We start from the raw sequence: 15,373 nt of genomic DNA, 5'->3' as shown, positions 1-15,373 counted from the left end.
CCGATAATTTGGGTGGGCTGTTCCGCCCTCTAGCCTATTCCTGGTTGCCCATGAAATAGAGCAGGAACTGGAACATGTTGATGAAGTCCAGATAGAGGCTGAGCGCGCTCAGGACCACGGTCTTGCCGACCATGTCGGTTCCCGCCACATAGGCATACATGCTTTTGATCCGCTGCGTGTCGTAGGCGGTCAGGCCCGCGAAGATCAAAACGCCGATGGCGCTGATCACCAGCTGCATCATCGTCGATTGCAGGAAGATATTGATCACCATCGCAACCAGCAAGCCGATCACGCCCATGATCAGGAAGCTGCCCATGCCGGACAGGTCCTTCTTGGTGGTGTAGCCGTAGAGGCTCAAGCCCAGAAAGGCCGCCGCCGTGGCAAAGAAGGTCTGGGCGATTGACGCGCCGGTATAGACCAGGAATATCGTCGACATCGACATGCCCATCAAAGCCGCAAACGCCCAGAACATTGCCTGGATCGTGAAGGTCGAGAATTTGTTCTGGCCAAAGCTCATCGCGAAAACGATCGCGAGCGGCGAAAGGATGATCAGCCATTTCAGGGGACCGCCACCGAACATGATGTCCTGCGCCAAGCCGGAGCTGGCGAACAGCATCGCAACGACGCCGGTCAGCAGCACGCCGCTGGCCATGTAATTATAAACCTTGAGCATGTATGTCCGCAGGCCCGCGTCAAACGCAACCTGCGTCTGCGATGCGGCGCCAACCGGTGCCTGCCCGAAGGTTGTTCTTGGATCCTGCCAAGCCATATTTCCATACTCCTCAATTGGCGAGCCAGCAATTCGGCTCCATGCGTTCAATATCGTGTAATAGTACCGCTATTTCAAGAGAAACCGCAACGGGCTTCTAAAATACTATCAGGCAATTCGATAGATATTATCTATGAAGAGGCGCGTCCGGCCCCCTGTCGCCAGCCAGCAACAGGCGCTAGGCAACGGCGTCCGCTTCCAGCCGCTGCCGCATCGCCCTCGCGGCATCGGTCACTTCGCTCCATGTCTGGTCGAAAGCGGCGTCCTCGCCATAATAGGGGTCGGCGACATCCTCCCCCGCCCTGCCCTCGACATGGTCAAGCAGCAGCGACAGCTGCGCACGCGCATTGGCCGGCTGCATGGCCCGCAGATCCCGGTAATTCTGGCGGTCCAGGGCGACGATGTGATCGAAATCCCGAAAATCGGCCGGGGTCACCTGGCGGGCACGCAAATGGCCGATATCGAGCCCGTTGCGCGCTGCTGCCGCCTGAGCCCGCTCGTCCGGCGGCTGACCGGCATGCCAGTCGCCCGTTCCGGCGGAATCGACGATGATATTCAGGTCCGATGCCGTGCATTCCTGGCGCAGCGCCGCCTCGGCCAGCGGCGAGCGGCAGATGTTGCCGAGGCACACGAACAGGACCGCTACACTCATCTACCGCTCTGCTGCCAGCCGCAACGCAACGCGCCGATCAGCGGCCGCCGACAAAGACGCCGCAAGCCAGCCGGCCGCCGCTCTCGCCGGACGGATCAGTTTTGAGGTCGTCCGCTCCCTCGTGCACGACAAAGGCAGCGCCGTCAGCGTCGAGCAGGGCAAAGTCGCCATCGCGCAGCTTGGCGTCCGATACGGTAGCCTCGAGCGAGCCGGTGCCATCGGCGCCGATGTCGAGGTTGAAGAAATCCCCGGCATGCGCGCCCTGCGGATTGTCAAAGCCATGCTCCTTGTTCCCCGGGTTCCAGTGGCCGCCGGCGGACTTGAAATCGGGGCCCTCGCATTTGCCGGTCTGGTGAATATGCACGCCATGGGGTCCGGGAGACATGCCCTGCGCCCTGATATTGACGAGCAGCCCCTCATCGCCCTGGGCCACGATGACCTCGCCATATTGTGTCTCGTCCGCGCCGACCAGTGCGGCGCGGGCAACGTTGCCGCTGGCCTCGCCGGGCGATTCTCCCTGCGGGCTGCAGGACGCAGCAACGAGCGACAACAGGGCGATGCCCGGTAGAGTGAATTGAGCGTGACGCATGCAGCTTCTCCTTGATTTTCTTGCCATTGCTTGCATGATAGCAGCCGATACACCGGCTTGGAACCCCCTGTTCCGTTCGTCGCCCCCTCCTGTCGCACCGGAGCTACCGTGCCGTCCATGCTCTACCTGATCGCTCTCGGTTCGAACCAGCGGCACCGGCACGCCGGACGACCGCGCGCCGTGATCGCGGCGGCGGCCCGCCGGCTCGCCGAGGATGACGACCTGATGGTGGTCGCTCGATCGGCGGTGATCGGCTCCCGCCCGGTCGGACCGTCCCAGCGCCGCTATGCCAATGCCGCCGCAATTCTGGAAACAGCGCTGCCGCCGCAGGCACTGCTCAAGCGGCTCAAGCACATCGAGTCGCAATTCGGTGCGCGCCGCGGCCAGCCCTGGTCGCGCCGGGTGCTCGATCTCGATATCATCCTGTGGAGCGGTGGCATGTTCGCTGGCGGTCCGCCCCCGCTGACGATACCCCACCCGCTGATGCGCGAGCGCGGCTTCGTGCTCGGCCCGGCCGCCGAAATCGCGGGCGATTGGCGCGACCCGCTCAGCGGCCGGACCATGGCCCAGCTCGCCGCCCTGAACCGGCGCCCCAGGAAGCGACGGGAAAAAGCGCCAAAGCGGCTTGACCCTCCGCCAAACCGTCCCTAGGGAAGCGCTTCCCGAAGGCAATGCGCAACGCACCGCCGGTCGTGGGGCCCTTAGCTCAGTCGGTAGAGCAACTGACTTTTAATCAGTAGGTCGCTGGTTCGAACCCAGCAGGGCTCACCATAATACGTTGAAGATAAACGATTTTCTGACAGAATGATATTCGAAGTTGCAATATTTGCAACTTGGGTAGCATTTTGGGTAGCAAATGGAAGAAATTCCAATATTCGAAGAACTGATGATGGACCAGTTCTTTCAAAGGTAGGGAATACAACAGCGTTGATTGCTAAACCAACGAACCATCCAACCCAAAACAGTGATAAATGTAAAAACGATTTCCGGTAGCGGCGCCTGCTACCATTTCTCGTCGCGAGTAAACTCGACTGCGGTCGCGTCAAGATCTTTCGCCAATTGATTGAACTCACGATATGCTCCAAGGCGCTCTAGACCATCAAGTCGCTGATCGCCGGAAAGGCGGTCCATGCGGGTTCGAATTAGCGCCGCCACAATTTTCAATGTTGCTGGATCTGGCTTGGTCATAGTTGCGTTGTATCACGATTCAAATTGCGATGCGAACAAGAGCTTTAGGTGTTCAGCGAAACAACACCAGAGGGCAGACGAATAAGATGTGTCATGGTAATCTTTTTTTCTGACAAAAATAAACACTGATTGAACAATCCTGGCTAAAGATGATCGCGTTATCCTGAGCAGTCGATGCTGGGGGGGATCGGAGGTTCGAATCCTCTCGTCCCGGCCAGTTTTCAGCCATTTTTTCAAAATGCTGAATTCTTATATCACCGCTGTAAGTGCAATGTAAGTGCGGATACTCTCTTTTTGTTCTCATCGCACCCTATGGATTTCACGCTCATTCTAGAACATGGTCAAAAAGATCAACCAAATAGGTTCAATTGAAAACAATTTCAATTGAGCGATCTTGGCATGACAAATCAGGCTTTCCTATACTATTTTCAGAAAGTGGCAGTCGCACGTCAGGCTTGAACGACCTGCTGGTCGATCACACCACATGGGGATGAGCCGTCAATTCCGCGCCCTTCGATGCGAATAGGGTCACCAAAAGACAGGAACGGCGTTGTGGCTAGGCCCTTGTCGCGGATCACCTCGATCGCACGAACCTCTGAAATACAGCTTGATCCGACTTCTGTATAGTTTGAATCGGAAACGGTACCCGACTCAATAATCGTTGCCGCTACCAGATCGCGCGTCAATGCAGCATGAGCAACCAGTCCCTGGAAACCAAAATCCATGGCTGCACCAAAACGTTCACCGTACAAGTCAATTTATAAGTCGTGTCAAACACGCCATCTTTCTAGACTTCACCCAGTTCATCGGGTGTCACCGCAAAGGGCACCATCGAACAGGCCGGTTTTGCCTGCACCCAACCAAAGCCGGTTGCCATTTCTATCGGAGCAATCGCGCGCAAAGAGCAGTCGTTGATTTTGACGATTAGTCTGATGTGTTTCGTTGCGTCCGTAGCGCATGTTCCCATTGGAACATGATCTACAATAACACCGAACTCGCCTTCAAAATCAATACCATGTTCGATAGTGGGCAACGACACATCTTCGGTCGGGCCGAAAAACCGATCCGAACACCCTGATACATGAGCGGTTTGTCGGTATTGATTGGATCCAGACCAAACGCGACTTGCATAAGGTCTCCATGAGTTGAAAAGGCAGAGCCGTCGAGCCATTGCCAGCTGCGCGGCATCAGCGCAGCACAGTCGGTGGTCGCAAACTCTTCACCTTCCCCCGAAAAAAGGCGATCAAGTGCTTTGGCAACGCTCGGCTGAACCACTTGCCAGTCACCGAAAACAGCGAGCAAATTGGTTGCCGGACCATCGACCCGAAAAACAGCGCCTCCTGCATCACCGTCCGCTCGCCCATCATCGCAGCATCTCCCGCCTCTACAGGAATGCTGAATCGCATCTCTACAATGCTGACAAGACCGAGTTTTTCAACACAACCCGCCCTCTTGTCGGTCGGTCGACCACCTCTTCGGTATTCTTACAAGCAAACACAATCCGCGCTGGGAGATTCTCGGTAGTCTCGGGCGCTATGCCGTCCAACGGCTACATGGCGCAGTGTAGATCATATCCGCTGTATATAAGGATGAGGATATCTACTCTATCCACGTCGTACATCCCGTTAAGCAACTTCTAGCCGCGGATGACTGCCTGATTTATGCTCCGGCAGGAGTCGATCGCTAGCAACGCCAATAACTGGCTTATACCAAAAAAGGGAGCGAGTGGCCCCAGCCACTCGCTCCAGCTGATCCTATGGGAGAGAAGGATCAGAACCAGTTAGATTTTGGGATCTGACGTGTTCAGCACACCCTTAGATTCCCAACCATTTTTTCCATCGCGGTTCGTATGATGGTCAAGTCTGCTTTGGAAATGCCTTTGAACATCTTCTGATAAACGGCGTTGGCTTCTTTCCGAAGTTCCGGAATAATGTCGATTGCCTTTGGACGCAGGAATATCCGCCAGACACGCCGGTCATCTTCTGCGGACCGACGTTCGACAAATTCCAGTTTTTCAAGATGATCAATCGTCAATCCGATCGTAGCTCGTTCCAGTTCTAGGCAAACTGCCAGCTCGGTTTGCGTCATTCCCTCGGTCTTGATCAGATAGGCCAATGTTCTCCACTGGGTGCGGGACAAGCCGAACTGGGCAATCGATTCATCAAATGACTTGCGCAGGACTCGCGGTACTTCCTCCAGCAAAAACGCAAACTCATCGGTCTCATTCAGGAAGCCGTCTTGCGCGTTTGCGCTCATTGTAGCTGTTTCGGTTGTCATGATAGTGACCATATCGTAAATTCAATATAATATAAAGCCCTTTACTGCATAAATGCCGTCAAGGCGACACGCTCCCGCGATTACTCCATGTAGGTTCACGGGTTGGGGCTGAAGCCAGCTTTGTTTGGGTTAGTATGCTTGTCGAGATAATTGAGGATCACGTCGTCGGTGATATTGCCTGAGGTGGTCGAGAAATAGCCTCGTTGCCAGAAGCGCTGGCCCCAGTAGCGTTTGCGGATATGCTCGAACTCCTGCTGTATCTTGCGCGATGAGCGTCCCTTTGCCCGGCGCACGAAGTCGCTGACTGCAATATGGGGCGGGATCTCGACAAACATATGCACATGATCGCGTGACAGAACGCCATGGATGATCTTCACGCCCAGTTCGCTGCAGACCTGCCGGATGATCTCCCGCACCCGCAGGCGGACCTCCCCATGCAGCACCTTGAAGCGGTATTTTGGTGCCCAGACAATATGATAACGGTGATGAAAAGCCGTGTGGCTCCCGCGTGAATATGGCATAAGCACTATCCTCCAGAAAATGACTTCGCCTGCGAGCCGGTCATTTTCTGGAGGATAGTGCTGAGCAAACAATAACGGCTGAAGCCTTCTACCAGCTATAAGCTGGTGAGTTTCCTTCAAAGGCGAGACATTAAATAACTTTACTGTTTGGGGCGCCGGAAGCTAGGGGGTAGTCCCATGTATTGCGAAACAGTCAGCATTGAAGGAGCTGGAGGCTTGACCCTCACAGCCGAAGCCAACGGCGAGAGTGGTGCGATGCCCGTCCTGCTCGCTCATGGTGGTGGGCAAACACGTCGTGCATGGAAGAACGTGGTCGGCGACCTTGCGGAGGCGGGTTTCCACGCAATCGCCATCGACATGCGGGGCCACGGCGACAGCGAATGGGCAGCCGATGGCGCTTACGAAACACACGATTTCGCGTCCGATCTGGTCGCCATCGTATCACGGATGGAGCGCAAGCTTGCGCTGGTCGGGGCGTCGCTGGGCGGAATGGCCGGTATACTCGCCGAAGGGGATTTGGCGCCCGGCAGCTTCGCTTCCCTGACACTTGTCGACATCGCACCGCAGATGGAAGTAAGCGGGGTCAACCGCATTGTCGGATTTATGGAAGAGCATATCGAAACCGGTTTCGCCTCGCCCGAAGAGGCGTCGGAAGCGATCGCGCGTTATATGCCCCTTCGACGCAAGCGGTCGAGCGGCGAAGGGCTGCGTAACTATCTACGACACAAAGCCGATGGGCGGTATTACTGGCATTGGGATCCAGCCTTTATCCTTAGCAGCAGGACGGTCAGCAAACGCGATGAAGGGCGCCATCAACGCCAATTTGAAGCATTAAGCCAGGCGACCCAGAACCTCACCTTGCCGGTCCATCTCATTCGCGGCGGTTCGAGCGACCTCGTTTCCGAAGACGCGGTGGAGCATCTACGCGAACTTGCGCCGCATGCGGAATATACCGACATCGCCGGCGCCACTCACATGGTTGTGGGCGATGCGAACGATTCGTTTTCTCACGCCATTCTCGATTTCCTGAAACGACATCACTCCATGCGGGGGCGAGAAACATGAGCGAGGCGCCAGCGCGAATAGATCGGGCACGCATAGAGGAAATTCTCCGTATCGCGCCTTTCCATGCGTGGCTCGATCTGAAGGTTAGGTCGCTGACTCCGCAGCGGCTGGAGCTCGAAATGCCATGGCGCGACGAAATCGTTTCCAATCCTATAATCGGATCGGCCCATGGCGGCGTACTTGCGTCTCTGATCGACCTGACCGGTTTCTACGCCCTCATTGCACAGGGCACGAAAGTAAAGGCTACTGCCGATCTGCGGGTCGATTATCATCGCCCGGCAACCTCAGGCCCGCTCGTCGCAACCGGTTTGATTGTGAAAGTCGGTCAGCAAATTTCAGTGGCCGAAACCAGCGTTACCGGGCCGAATGAAAAATTGCTCGCTAGCGGGCGCGGTGCCTATATATGCGGTGACCTGTAGGGTCGGCATCTAGGATGGCGCCTGCCATCCCAGGCCGAGCGATTTTTGCACCGCAATCCACGCAAGAGTAAGGGCAGCTCTGCCCCGGGCCAAGTCCGTATTGGCCTTCTCCTGCTCGCGCAAAGTCCGGTTGAGATCGATGCGCGAGATCGCCCCCGACTCAAAGCGCTGCCGGTTGAGATCCGCCGATTTATCGGCATGTCGCTTGACCTGGATCAAAGCCGCCAGCGCAGCGCGCTGCTGCGCGAAACGGGCTAAGGCGCGCTCGGCATCCTGCAAAGCTGCAAGCACGGTCTGCCGGTAATTTGCAGCAGCCTCGCGGCGAGCCGCACCTGCCCGGTCGATCGACGCGTCGACCCTTCCGAAATCAAGGAAATTCCATTGCAGGCGCGGAATCGCAATGGCAGAAAACTCGCCTACGTCGAAGATATCTTCCGGCGAGGTTCCCCCCAGCCCGAGGATGCCCATGAACGAGAGTTTCGGAAACTTCGCAGCCTCGGCCACACCGACCCGCGCCGTCGCGGCGGCCAAGGTGCGTTCAGCGGCGCGGATATCGGGCCGCCGCGCGATGAGACTAGCGGGATCACCTACCGCCACTCTTTCGGGCGGCAGGGGGATCTCGCCAATCGGTGCAACTTCGAGAGAAGGCGCTCCCGGAGCGCGCCCGGTCAGAACGGCGAGCGCATCGAGCAACACGGCCTCATCTGCTTCGGCCTCGGCCAGTTGCGACTTGAGCAACTCCAGTTCTGCATTAGCATTTCCGACCGGAAACAGCGGTAGGGTACCTTGCTGATAACGCTGATAGGTCAGAACGAGTATCTGCTCCTGCAACTCGCTTTGCAGGCGGTACCGCACGACCCGCTGCTGTGCCTCGCGCAGGTTCACATAGGCGTTGGCGACGTCTGCAGTTAGCTGGACTCGCGCATCCTCGGCATTCGCTACGGCAGCGGCCAACTGTGCATTGGCTGCCTCGATCCGCCGCCCGGTCCCGCCACCAAAATCGATCTCCCAATTGGCGTTGAGGCCGGCATTATAAAAACTGATGGTATCGTCTTCCTCTTCTGGCGGCATTCCGGGCGTCCCTGGAGGAAGTGGCGGACCGCCCTGAATGTCTAAACCCGGCAGACGGCCCTGCACGACCGTTGCTTGGGTGCCAAGCGATGGCAGACGGCCTGCATTTTCCTGCGCGAGGGATGCGCGGGACTGCGCGATGCGCGCACCCACCGCCTCCAGCGAAGGATTATCGGCGAGCGCCGCCTCGATCAGTCGATCGAGTCCGGGATCGTCGAGTAGAATCCACCACTCGGCGAGTTCCGGCACTGTGCTGCTCACTTTGTCGCCGGCCCGGATGAAACCCCCGGCTCCGCCGGCGGCAGCCAACTCGGGCGGCCCCGCATAGTCTGGGCCGGCGGTGCATCCTGCCAGAGTGGCGGCAATAAGAAGAAAAGGAATTGATTTTCGGATCATGTCGGTATCAGTGCATCGAGAGGGAAACGTTCTTGGGCAGCGGCTTGAGGAACACGACAAGCGGCACCGTTATCACCGTCAACAGACCCATCACGAAGAACACGTCGTTATAGGTCATAACAAAGGCTTCACGTTGGATGGTCCGGTCCAGCACGGCCATTGCTTCATCCATACCGCCGAAGGTCCGCGCCAGCGAATCCAGGTAGCTCTGCAGCGAGACGCTGTTTGCATTCAGAGTTTCTTCCATCCGGCGGCTGTGATGCCAGGTGCGCTGGTCCTGGAACGAGGCGAGGCCCGCTAATGCGAATGACCCCCCCAGATTGCGCGCGGCATTGAAGATGCCCGAAGCATCGCCGGCTTCGTCCTTCGCCACCGAGGCAACAGTCGCCTGGTTGAGGAACATCATCGCCAGGATCATACCCACCCCGCGTATTAGCTGGCTTTCGGTAAACACTGCGCCACCGGATTCGGCTGTAAGGCTGGTGCTCACAAAACAGCTAAGGGCCATCAAGAGCATACCAGCCCCTACTGCGATGCGGATATCAACGCGACGGATCATGAAGGGTAGAACCGGCATCAACAGGAACGCCGGCACACCCATCCAGAAGATTACCAGCCCGGTCTGGAAGGCGTTGTAATCAGATATAATCGCCAGGAACTGTGGGATAACGTAGATCGAGCCATACATCACCATCCCCAACGCGAGCGCCATCACAGCGACGCTCCCGAATTGCCGACTTAAGAGTAGCCGGAGTTTAAGAACGGGTTTGGAGGCGTACAATTGACCGTAGATGAGGGACGCGAACCCGATTACAGTGATCAGGGTAAGCCATCGGATGAGAGAGGAATCGAACCATTCCTCGCGGTGGCCTTCCTCCAGCACGACCGTCAGTCCACCAAGCCCGAGAATCATGCCAAGGATACCGGCCCAGTCTGCCTGGGTCAGATATTCCCAGTTCGGCTTTTCGTGTGGCAAACCTACGAATAGGAGCAAGAGGAGGGTCGCGCAGACCGGGACATTGACAAAGAAGGCGTAGTGCCAACTAAGATTCTCAGTCAACCATCCGCCGATCAGCGGCCCCATGACCGGACCTAAGACGACGGTCATGCCGAACAGCGCCATACCGATGGGTTGCTGGTGGGGAGGCAGCCGCTTCGCCACGATCGTCATCGCAGTCGGAATCAGTACGCCGCCCATAAATCCCTGACCTGTACGACCGATAATCATAGTCGTCAGATCGGTCGCGATCCCGCATAGTATCGAGAAGCCTGTAAACGCAGTCACGGCGATGATGAGCAGCGTACGCAAGCCAAACAGGCGCTCCAGCCAGGCGCTGAGCGGGATGACGACAATCTCGGCGACGAGAAAGGAGGTAGCGATCCAGGTGCCCTCGGTACCGGTCGCCCCGATTTCGCCCTGAATGACGGGAAGCGCGGAATTGACGATTGAGATGTCCAAGGTCGCCAGCATAGCGCCGAGCGCGCCCGCCACCACCGCGACCCAGGCAGTGACGTCGGCATTCTGCGGCTTGGTTGGAGCACCGGTCGGGCCAGCTTGGGCAGGCGCTGCCTCGGTCATTCGGCAGCGCTCGAAATCTCTTCGAGTTCGCCGACGGCACCGCGGGTGTCGATGGTAGCGACGACCGACATGCCGGGCACGAGCAGGCGGCGCACTTCGGGTGCTGCGTCGATGGATATGCGGACCGGGATACGCTGGACGATCTTGGTGAAGTTCCCGGTCGCGTTTTCTGGTGGCAAAATCGAAAATTCGGCCCCGGTTCCGGGCGAGATGCTGTCCACCGTTCCAGCAATCTTGCCATCTGGCAATGCATCCACTTCGAGTCTGACCGGCTGACCCGGTCGCACGAGACCGACCTGCGTTTCCTTGAAATTGGCGGTAACGTAGATCTGGCTCACCGGCACCAGAGTCATGAGCCGCTGGCCGGGCTGGACGAACTGCCCGACCCGGACCGACAGGTCACCAATGCGCCCTGCCCTGCTCGCTTCCAGCCGGGTCGAAGAGACATTGAGGTCGGCAACATCGAGCTGCGCGCGAGCAGCATCGGCCTGTGCCCGGGTCTGCTCGATCTGCTCAAACAACGTGGCGCGGCGCCCTGTGGCGGCCGCGACCGCAGCCTGCGCGGAGGCAAGTTCGGCCCGAGCCTGCTGCGCTTGTGTCACGTACTGGTCGAGTTTTTCGCGCGGTTCCGCCCCGCTGGCGGCGAGCGGGCGATAGCGGTTCACCTGTTTGTTGGCAAGGTCTAGCGTCGCGCGCGCGACGGCCAATTGCGCGCGCGCCTGGCGGATCGCGGCGTTCTGTTCGCTCACCTGCGAGCGGATCGTGTCGGCACCGGCCACCGTGGCCGCGATCTGGGCGCGTGCCTGAGCGGCTTGGGCGCGGTAATCACGCAGGTCGAGCTGGACCAGTGCTTCGCCGCGGGCAACCTGTTGGTTTTCCGAAACCAGCACCGCATCGACGTATCCGGCCACCTTGGAAGAGACCACCACACTGTCCGCTGCAACGTAGGCATTGTCGGTTGACTGCATGTATTGCCCGTAGGTAACATAACGATAATACCACCAGGCACCTGCAAGAACGGCCACGATCACCGCCGCGAGGATGAACAGGCGTAGTTTCCTGTTGGAACGCGATCCCGCAGCCGGTTCATTGTCGCCCTCTACAGCTTCGGAAATATCCTTCATTTGTCCGCTCACTCTATCGATCCCGATTCATTTAACGGGTGAGTTAGAGATAGCCCTACAGATCGTAAAGCACTTTATTATATTTGTTTGGTGTTTCATACCAAGTTGGCTAAAGCAATCCCATGGCCATCTATGAACTCCAAGTGCGCGAATCGAAAGACCGTCGGGAGATAATCACTGACGATGATCGGATATCCAAGAACCTTGAAAAACTCCCGGACGCAACGGACTGAGCCAGATGCCCGGAGATTCGGAAAAACTCATAGGCGACCTTTCGCGATTGGCGGAACTCGGTCGAATTTTTGCCCGTCACGGTGCAATGAATCTGGGTAATGCCCTTGGAATTGCACCTTTTCCGGAAGAAGATGTCAGTCCAGAGCACTTGCGACCGAAATCAATGGTTGCCTTGCTGCGCGATATTGGCCCGATCGGTGTGAAACTCGGCCAACTTCTCGCAACGCGCGGCGATGTGTTCTCTGACGAGTGGATAGACGCCTTGGCCAGTCTTCAGGACCGGGTCGAGCCCCTGCCGTTTGACGCGATCGAGCCTGTTCTCGTCGCCAGTTGGGGCGAGAAGTGGGAGGAAGATTTCACGGCATTCGAGCGCGATCCGATGGCCTCCGCCTCTATCGCCCAAACCTATACGGCAACCTTGCTGAATAGCAGTGACGTGATCGTGAAGGTTCGACGGTCGGGCACTGCGGCCAGACTGGAAGCAGACATGCGCATACTGGTGCGGCTGGCGAAGCTATCCGAGCGGCGGTCGAGCGACATCGCCCGCTATCGTCCAGTCGAGTTCCTCCAGACCTTCGGCAAGAACCTGGCCCGCTAGATGGACCTCGCTGCAGAAGCGCGGGCCTGCGAGCGGATCGGCGGCTACCTTGAAACGCTGGGAGCGAAGTCCCCGGCGATACACTGGCATCTCACCGGCCTGCGGGTGAATGTGCTGGAACGCCTGTGTTGCATCGACCGGTTGAGATCGCACCGCATCGCAGATCGACCGTGTGGCGGAGAAGGCGCGAAACATCGTATTTGCCAAACGCTATGCCGATGCTGTGCTGCGGATGATGATCCTCAATGGCAAATTCCATGGCGACCCCCATCCCGGTAATATTTTCCGGATGGATGCTGACCAGGTTGGCTTCATCGATTTCGGCGCGGTCGGTTTTCTCAGCGGAGCGAGTCGGCAGGAAATCGTCCGTCTGATCCTCGCAATCGCCGACGAACAGGCGGAGGACGTTGCCGATCTGCTGCTCGACTGGGCCGGCAATCCGGCGGTGGATCGCGACCAGCTCGCCCTCGATCTGGACCATATCATCGAAGAATTTCGCGGCACGGTGCTGTCGGGGATCGAATTATCGGCGCTTTTCGACCGGGTTTTCGGCCTTCTGCGCGAATACAGCCTCGTCCTGCCGCCCGATCTTGCCATCCTGCTGCGCACACTGCTGACGACCGAAGGCCCTGTCCTCGCGTTCGCGCCAGACTACAACATTGCCGAAGAGACCAGACCCATCCTTATTGAACTGCTGTCGGAACGGTTCTCGTTCGGTGCGACCCGCAGCCAGCTCACCAAGCTGCGCCGCCGACTGTTCGGTCTTTCGGCTTCCCTGCCAGACCTAATCGGCAATGCCACCATTATCGCCCGATCTGGCTCGATTCCCGTGACCATCGACCCGACCAGTCGTGGGTGCTGGCAGGGATCACCCTAGCGCTCGCACTGATCGCATTGGTCCGGAAATGGAATTGAACCAGCCGACTGCCCATGTCTTAAAGCCAACACAAATAAGCGAAGATCAAACCGGAGAGAGAAATATGACCAGCCCGCAACCCGTCGATCCCGTCCCCGCAGCCACCATGTTGTTGCTGCGCGACGAGCCGGAATTCCAAGTGCTGATGGTAAAGCGGCACCACCAGATCGACTTTGCCTCCGGCGCGCTGGTCTTTCCGGGTGGGAAACCAGCTACGGGTGATGATGCTGCGCAATGGGCCGACCATTGCGCCGGCTGGGACACACTTGAACCGACACAGCGGACCCTGCGGATCGCCGCAGTTCGCGAAGCCTATGAGGAAGCGGGCATCCTGCTGGCCGATAAAAGCGATGGCAGCGCTTTCGAGGGTTCCTGCGACCCGGCAAGCCGCAAGGCGGTCGAACAAGGCGAACTCGCGTTCCTCGACGTGGTTCGTGAGGCCGATGTGCAATTGCGGCTGGACAGGCTTAGCGATTTCGCTCGGTGAATCACACCCACCTTCATGAACAAGCGCTTCGACACTTGGTTCTACGTCGCCCGCGCTCCCGAACGCCAGATCGCGGCGTGCGATGGCTACGAAACCGTGGATGCCGAATGGTTATCACCTGGCGGCGCACTGGCTATGGGCGAAGCCGGGGAGCGGACGATTATCTTTCCCACCAGGCTGAACCTGGAACTGCTGGCCCAGGCCAGCAGTGCGCAGGACTGCGTCGAACGTGCCGAAGCGCGCTTGATCGCGCCAGTCCTCCCGAAAATCGTTCAGCGTGACGGGAAGAACATTCTCACCATTCCCGAGAGTGCGGGTTATGGGGCAGCCAGTGAAGTAGTAGGTTGACGAGATTGCATTCCCGATAGCTCCTGAACGAATGGGTGTTCGAATGAAGGGCAAACAGTTCCGCCTATTCGCAGGCCGTCCAGCCCGGGCTGTTCTGATTGGACTCGGGGGCGGACAGAATTGACGGGGGAAGAATCAACCTGCTGAGAGGAAGGCAGAGGTTGGCAGCAAGTCGGTGCCGAACTCGCTTACGAAAGAAGTAGGCCCGAATGCATTTAAACCTCCACTGTGCTGTTCGACGGACAGTCTCAGCACCTGCGAAAAATGATCGGGCGGATGAGACGACCGCTCGGATCGTGGGCGCGAGAGTTGCGTGCCCACATGCCGCTTAGCTAGCCTTCCTCGCGCAGCTAGCGGCAGGCGAAAGCTCAGCGCGGTATTGAAGCGCTAAGAAGCGAGCATCTGGTTGAACCGCACGTGCTGCTTCAGGTAGTCAAGCGTGCTGTCGAACAATGCCTGCGCCAAATCGAGCATCTCGGCAGCAGCCTGCCACTGCCTCCATATGCCTTGGGTCCAGTGGGCGTGCCCAGCCCCGAGCACCAATATGACTCACGCCATTTTGTATGAAGAGGCGTTTCGTTTGTCGGAATTTTCAGGCCTGCTAGCAAGGTTGACCTTGCTCTTGAGTTCTTGCGGGAATTTTTCGCTAAGGAATTCGTGTACTTCTGTGCGAAACGCGTCGTCGTCCGCGTGGGTGTTCTCTTTCAGCTGGGTCGCCATCATGGTCTCCATCTGAGGATCAGGGTTGCTTCTCCATCGATTGGGCGAGGATTGCGAGATCTATCTCGATGGATCAATATTGCTGTTCGGGCACGTGAAGCACTAGGCCGTCCAGCATCGGCTTCATCGGAATCTGGCACGCGAGGCGGCTGTATTCTGTAGTGCCTTCGGCGAACTGCAGCAGTTCGGCTTCCATCCCGTCTTCCTGCAGCCGACCGACCTTGTCGATCCATTCGGGGTCGACATGAACGTGACAGGTCGCGCAGGCGCAAACGCCTCCGCAATCGCCGTCGATACCCGGCACGTCGTTGAACAATGCCGCTTCGCGCGCGGTTTCGCCTTTGTCGATCTCGACTTCCCGGCGCTCTCCGTCGCTCGCGACGAACGTTACCTTTACCATTTCTATCTCCGCAATATTTG

21 protein-coding genes and 1 tRNA gene are annotated in these 15,373 nt (G+C 58.1%); 8 read left to right on the top strand and 14 right to left on the bottom strand.

The window, feature by feature from the left end; translation table 11 throughout:
* Positions 1 to 34 precede the first annotated feature (34 nt).
* From V7650_RS07985 to V7650_RS07975, 3 genes are all read right to left on the bottom strand, one after another.
* Positions 35 to 769, bottom strand: coding sequence for a Bax inhibitor-1/YccA family protein (locus V7650_RS07985; RefSeq protein WP_335655703.1), 735 nt, complete (start codon positions 767 to 769; stop codon positions 35 to 37).
* A gap of 178 nt (positions 770 to 947) precedes the next feature.
* Positions 948 to 1,421, bottom strand: coding sequence for a low molecular weight protein-tyrosine-phosphatase (locus V7650_RS07980; protein ID WP_335655702.1), 474 nt, complete (start codon positions 1,419 to 1,421; stop codon positions 948 to 950).
* 37 nt (positions 1,422 to 1,458) lie between these two features.
* A complete protein-coding gene (locus tag V7650_RS07975) occupies positions 1,459 to 2,010 on the bottom strand; it encodes a superoxide dismutase family protein (RefSeq protein WP_335655701.1) in 552 nt (183 codons plus the stop codon).
* 117 nt (positions 2,011 to 2,127) lie between these two features.
* Between V7650_RS07975 and folK the strand changes: the two genes are divergently transcribed.
* Together folK and V7650_RS07965 are read left to right on the top strand one after the other, a co-directional pair.
* Positions 2,128 to 2,661 (top strand): 2-amino-4-hydroxy-6-hydroxymethyldihydropteridine diphosphokinase, encoded by a 534-nt coding sequence (gene folK / locus V7650_RS07970; protein WP_335655700.1) that lies wholly within the window; start codon positions 2,128 to 2,130, stop codon positions 2,659 to 2,661.
* A 44-nt stretch (positions 2,662 to 2,705) separates the two neighbouring features.
* A tRNA-Lys gene (locus V7650_RS07965) sits at positions 2,706 to 2,781 on the top strand.
* Positions 2,782 to 3,012: 231 nt separating this feature from the next.
* On the opposite strand, the gene V7650_RS07960 is transcribed toward V7650_RS07965, so the two are convergent.
* From V7650_RS07960 to tnpA, 6 genes are all read right to left on the bottom strand, one after another.
* Complete coding sequence (locus V7650_RS07960; RefSeq protein ID WP_100092225.1) at positions 3,013 to 3,198, bottom strand: hypothetical protein; 186 nt, start codon at positions 3,196 to 3,198, stop codon at positions 3,013 to 3,015.
* A 449-nt stretch (positions 3,199 to 3,647) separates the two neighbouring features.
* Positions 3,648 to 3,923 carry a hypothetical protein gene (locus V7650_RS07955; RefSeq protein ID WP_254305635.1) on the bottom strand — a complete coding sequence of 92 codons (276 nt, stop codon included), beginning with the start codon at positions 3,921 to 3,923 and terminating at the stop codon, positions 3,648 to 3,650.
* A gap of 62 nt (positions 3,924 to 3,985) precedes the next feature.
* A complete protein-coding gene (locus tag V7650_RS07950) occupies positions 3,986 to 4,231 on the bottom strand; it encodes a fumarylacetoacetate hydrolase family protein (RefSeq protein ID WP_254305636.1) in 246 nt (81 codons plus the stop codon).
* Between the two features lie 154 nt (positions 4,232 to 4,385).
* The gene (locus V7650_RS07945) at positions 4,386 to 4,604 is read right to left on the bottom strand and encodes a hypothetical protein (RefSeq protein WP_100092226.1); all 219 of its coding nucleotides are present in this window, start codon (positions 4,602 to 4,604) and stop codon (positions 4,386 to 4,388) included.
* A 397-nt stretch (positions 4,605 to 5,001) separates the two neighbouring features.
* A complete protein-coding gene (locus tag V7650_RS07940) occupies positions 5,002 to 5,475 on the bottom strand; it encodes a MarR family winged helix-turn-helix transcriptional regulator (protein WP_240616806.1) in 474 nt (157 codons plus the stop codon).
* A 95-nt stretch (positions 5,476 to 5,570) separates the two neighbouring features.
* Positions 5,571 to 5,996 carry an IS200/IS605 family transposase gene (tnpA, locus tag V7650_RS07935; protein WP_335653126.1) on the bottom strand — a complete coding sequence of 142 codons (426 nt, stop codon included), beginning with the start codon at positions 5,994 to 5,996 and terminating at the stop codon, positions 5,571 to 5,573.
* Between the two features lie 177 nt (positions 5,997 to 6,173).
* On the opposite strand from tnpA, the gene V7650_RS07930 reads away from it, so the two are divergent.
* Together V7650_RS07930 and V7650_RS07925 are read left to right on the top strand one after the other, a co-directional pair.
* Positions 6,174 to 7,061, top strand: a complete 888-nt coding sequence (locus V7650_RS07930; RefSeq protein ID WP_100092229.1) for an alpha/beta fold hydrolase — start codon at positions 6,174 to 6,176, stop codon at positions 7,059 to 7,061.
* Positions 7,058 to 7,480 carry a hotdog fold thioesterase gene (locus V7650_RS07925; RefSeq protein ID WP_100092230.1) on the top strand — a complete coding sequence of 141 codons (423 nt, stop codon included), beginning with the start codon at positions 7,058 to 7,060 and terminating at the stop codon, positions 7,478 to 7,480. Before V7650_RS07930 ends, V7650_RS07925 begins: the two co-directional genes overlap by 4 nt.
* A 9-nt stretch (positions 7,481 to 7,489) precedes the next feature.
* On the opposite strand, the gene V7650_RS07920 is transcribed toward V7650_RS07925, so the two are convergent.
* The 3 genes from V7650_RS07920 to V7650_RS07910 are packed head-to-tail and all read right to left on the bottom strand — an operon-like array spanning position 7,490 to position 11,650.
* Entirely contained in the window at positions 7,490 to 8,947 is a 1,458-nt protein-coding gene (locus V7650_RS07920; protein WP_100092231.1) for an efflux transporter outer membrane subunit, read from the bottom strand.
* Positions 8,948 to 8,954: 7 nt separating this feature from the next.
* Positions 8,955 to 10,526 (bottom strand): MDR family MFS transporter, encoded by a 1,572-nt coding sequence (locus tag V7650_RS07915; RefSeq protein WP_100092232.1) that lies wholly within the window; start codon positions 10,524 to 10,526, stop codon positions 8,955 to 8,957.
* Positions 10,523 to 11,650: an HlyD family secretion protein gene (locus V7650_RS07910; protein WP_100092233.1), complete on the bottom strand. Its 1,128-nt coding sequence runs from the start codon at positions 11,648 to 11,650 to the stop codon at positions 10,523 to 10,525. Before V7650_RS07910 ends, V7650_RS07915 begins: the two co-directional genes overlap by 4 nt.
* Before the next feature lie 238 nt (positions 11,651 to 11,888).
* Between V7650_RS07910 and V7650_RS07905 the strand changes: the two genes are divergently transcribed.
* From V7650_RS07905 to V7650_RS07890, 4 genes are all read left to right on the top strand, one after another.
* Entirely contained in the window at positions 11,889 to 12,482 is a 594-nt protein-coding gene (locus V7650_RS07905) for an AarF/UbiB family protein (RefSeq protein ID WP_335653125.1), read from the top strand.
* Positions 12,483 to 12,654: 172 nt separating this feature from the next.
* Positions 12,655 to 13,359, top strand: coding sequence for an AarF/UbiB family protein (locus tag V7650_RS07900; protein WP_240616810.1), 705 nt, complete (start codon positions 12,655 to 12,657; stop codon positions 13,357 to 13,359).
* 103 nt (positions 13,360 to 13,462) lie between these two features.
* Complete coding sequence (locus V7650_RS07895) at positions 13,463 to 13,885, top strand: NUDIX domain-containing protein (protein ID WP_206169917.1); 423 nt, start codon at positions 13,463 to 13,465, stop codon at positions 13,883 to 13,885.
* A 15-nt stretch (positions 13,886 to 13,900) separates the two neighbouring features.
* Entirely contained in the window at positions 13,901 to 14,233 is a 333-nt protein-coding gene (locus V7650_RS07890; RefSeq protein ID WP_206169918.1) for a hypothetical protein, read from the top strand.
* A 549-nt stretch (positions 14,234 to 14,782) separates the two neighbouring features.
* Here the strand turns inward: V7650_RS07890 and V7650_RS07885 are convergent.
* Together V7650_RS07885 and V7650_RS07880 are read right to left on the bottom strand one after the other, a co-directional pair.
* Positions 14,783 to 14,956, bottom strand: coding sequence for a hypothetical protein (locus V7650_RS07885; RefSeq protein ID WP_164088927.1), 174 nt, complete (start codon positions 14,954 to 14,956; stop codon positions 14,783 to 14,785).
* A gap of 70 nt (positions 14,957 to 15,026) precedes the next feature.
* Entirely contained in the window at positions 15,027 to 15,353 is a 327-nt protein-coding gene (locus V7650_RS07880; RefSeq protein ID WP_100092235.1) for a 2Fe-2S iron-sulfur cluster-binding protein, read from the bottom strand.
* Positions 15,354 to 15,373 lie beyond the last annotated feature (20 nt).

It is taken from the genome of Parasphingorhabdus sp., from assembly GCF_036964565.1.
In the GTDB taxonomy this organism is placed as follows: domain Bacteria; phylum Pseudomonadota; class Alphaproteobacteria; order Sphingomonadales; family Sphingomonadaceae; genus Parasphingorhabdus.
The sequence above is the reverse complement of the archived record's forward strand: the minus strand, read 5'-3'. Positions and strand labels throughout refer to the sequence as shown.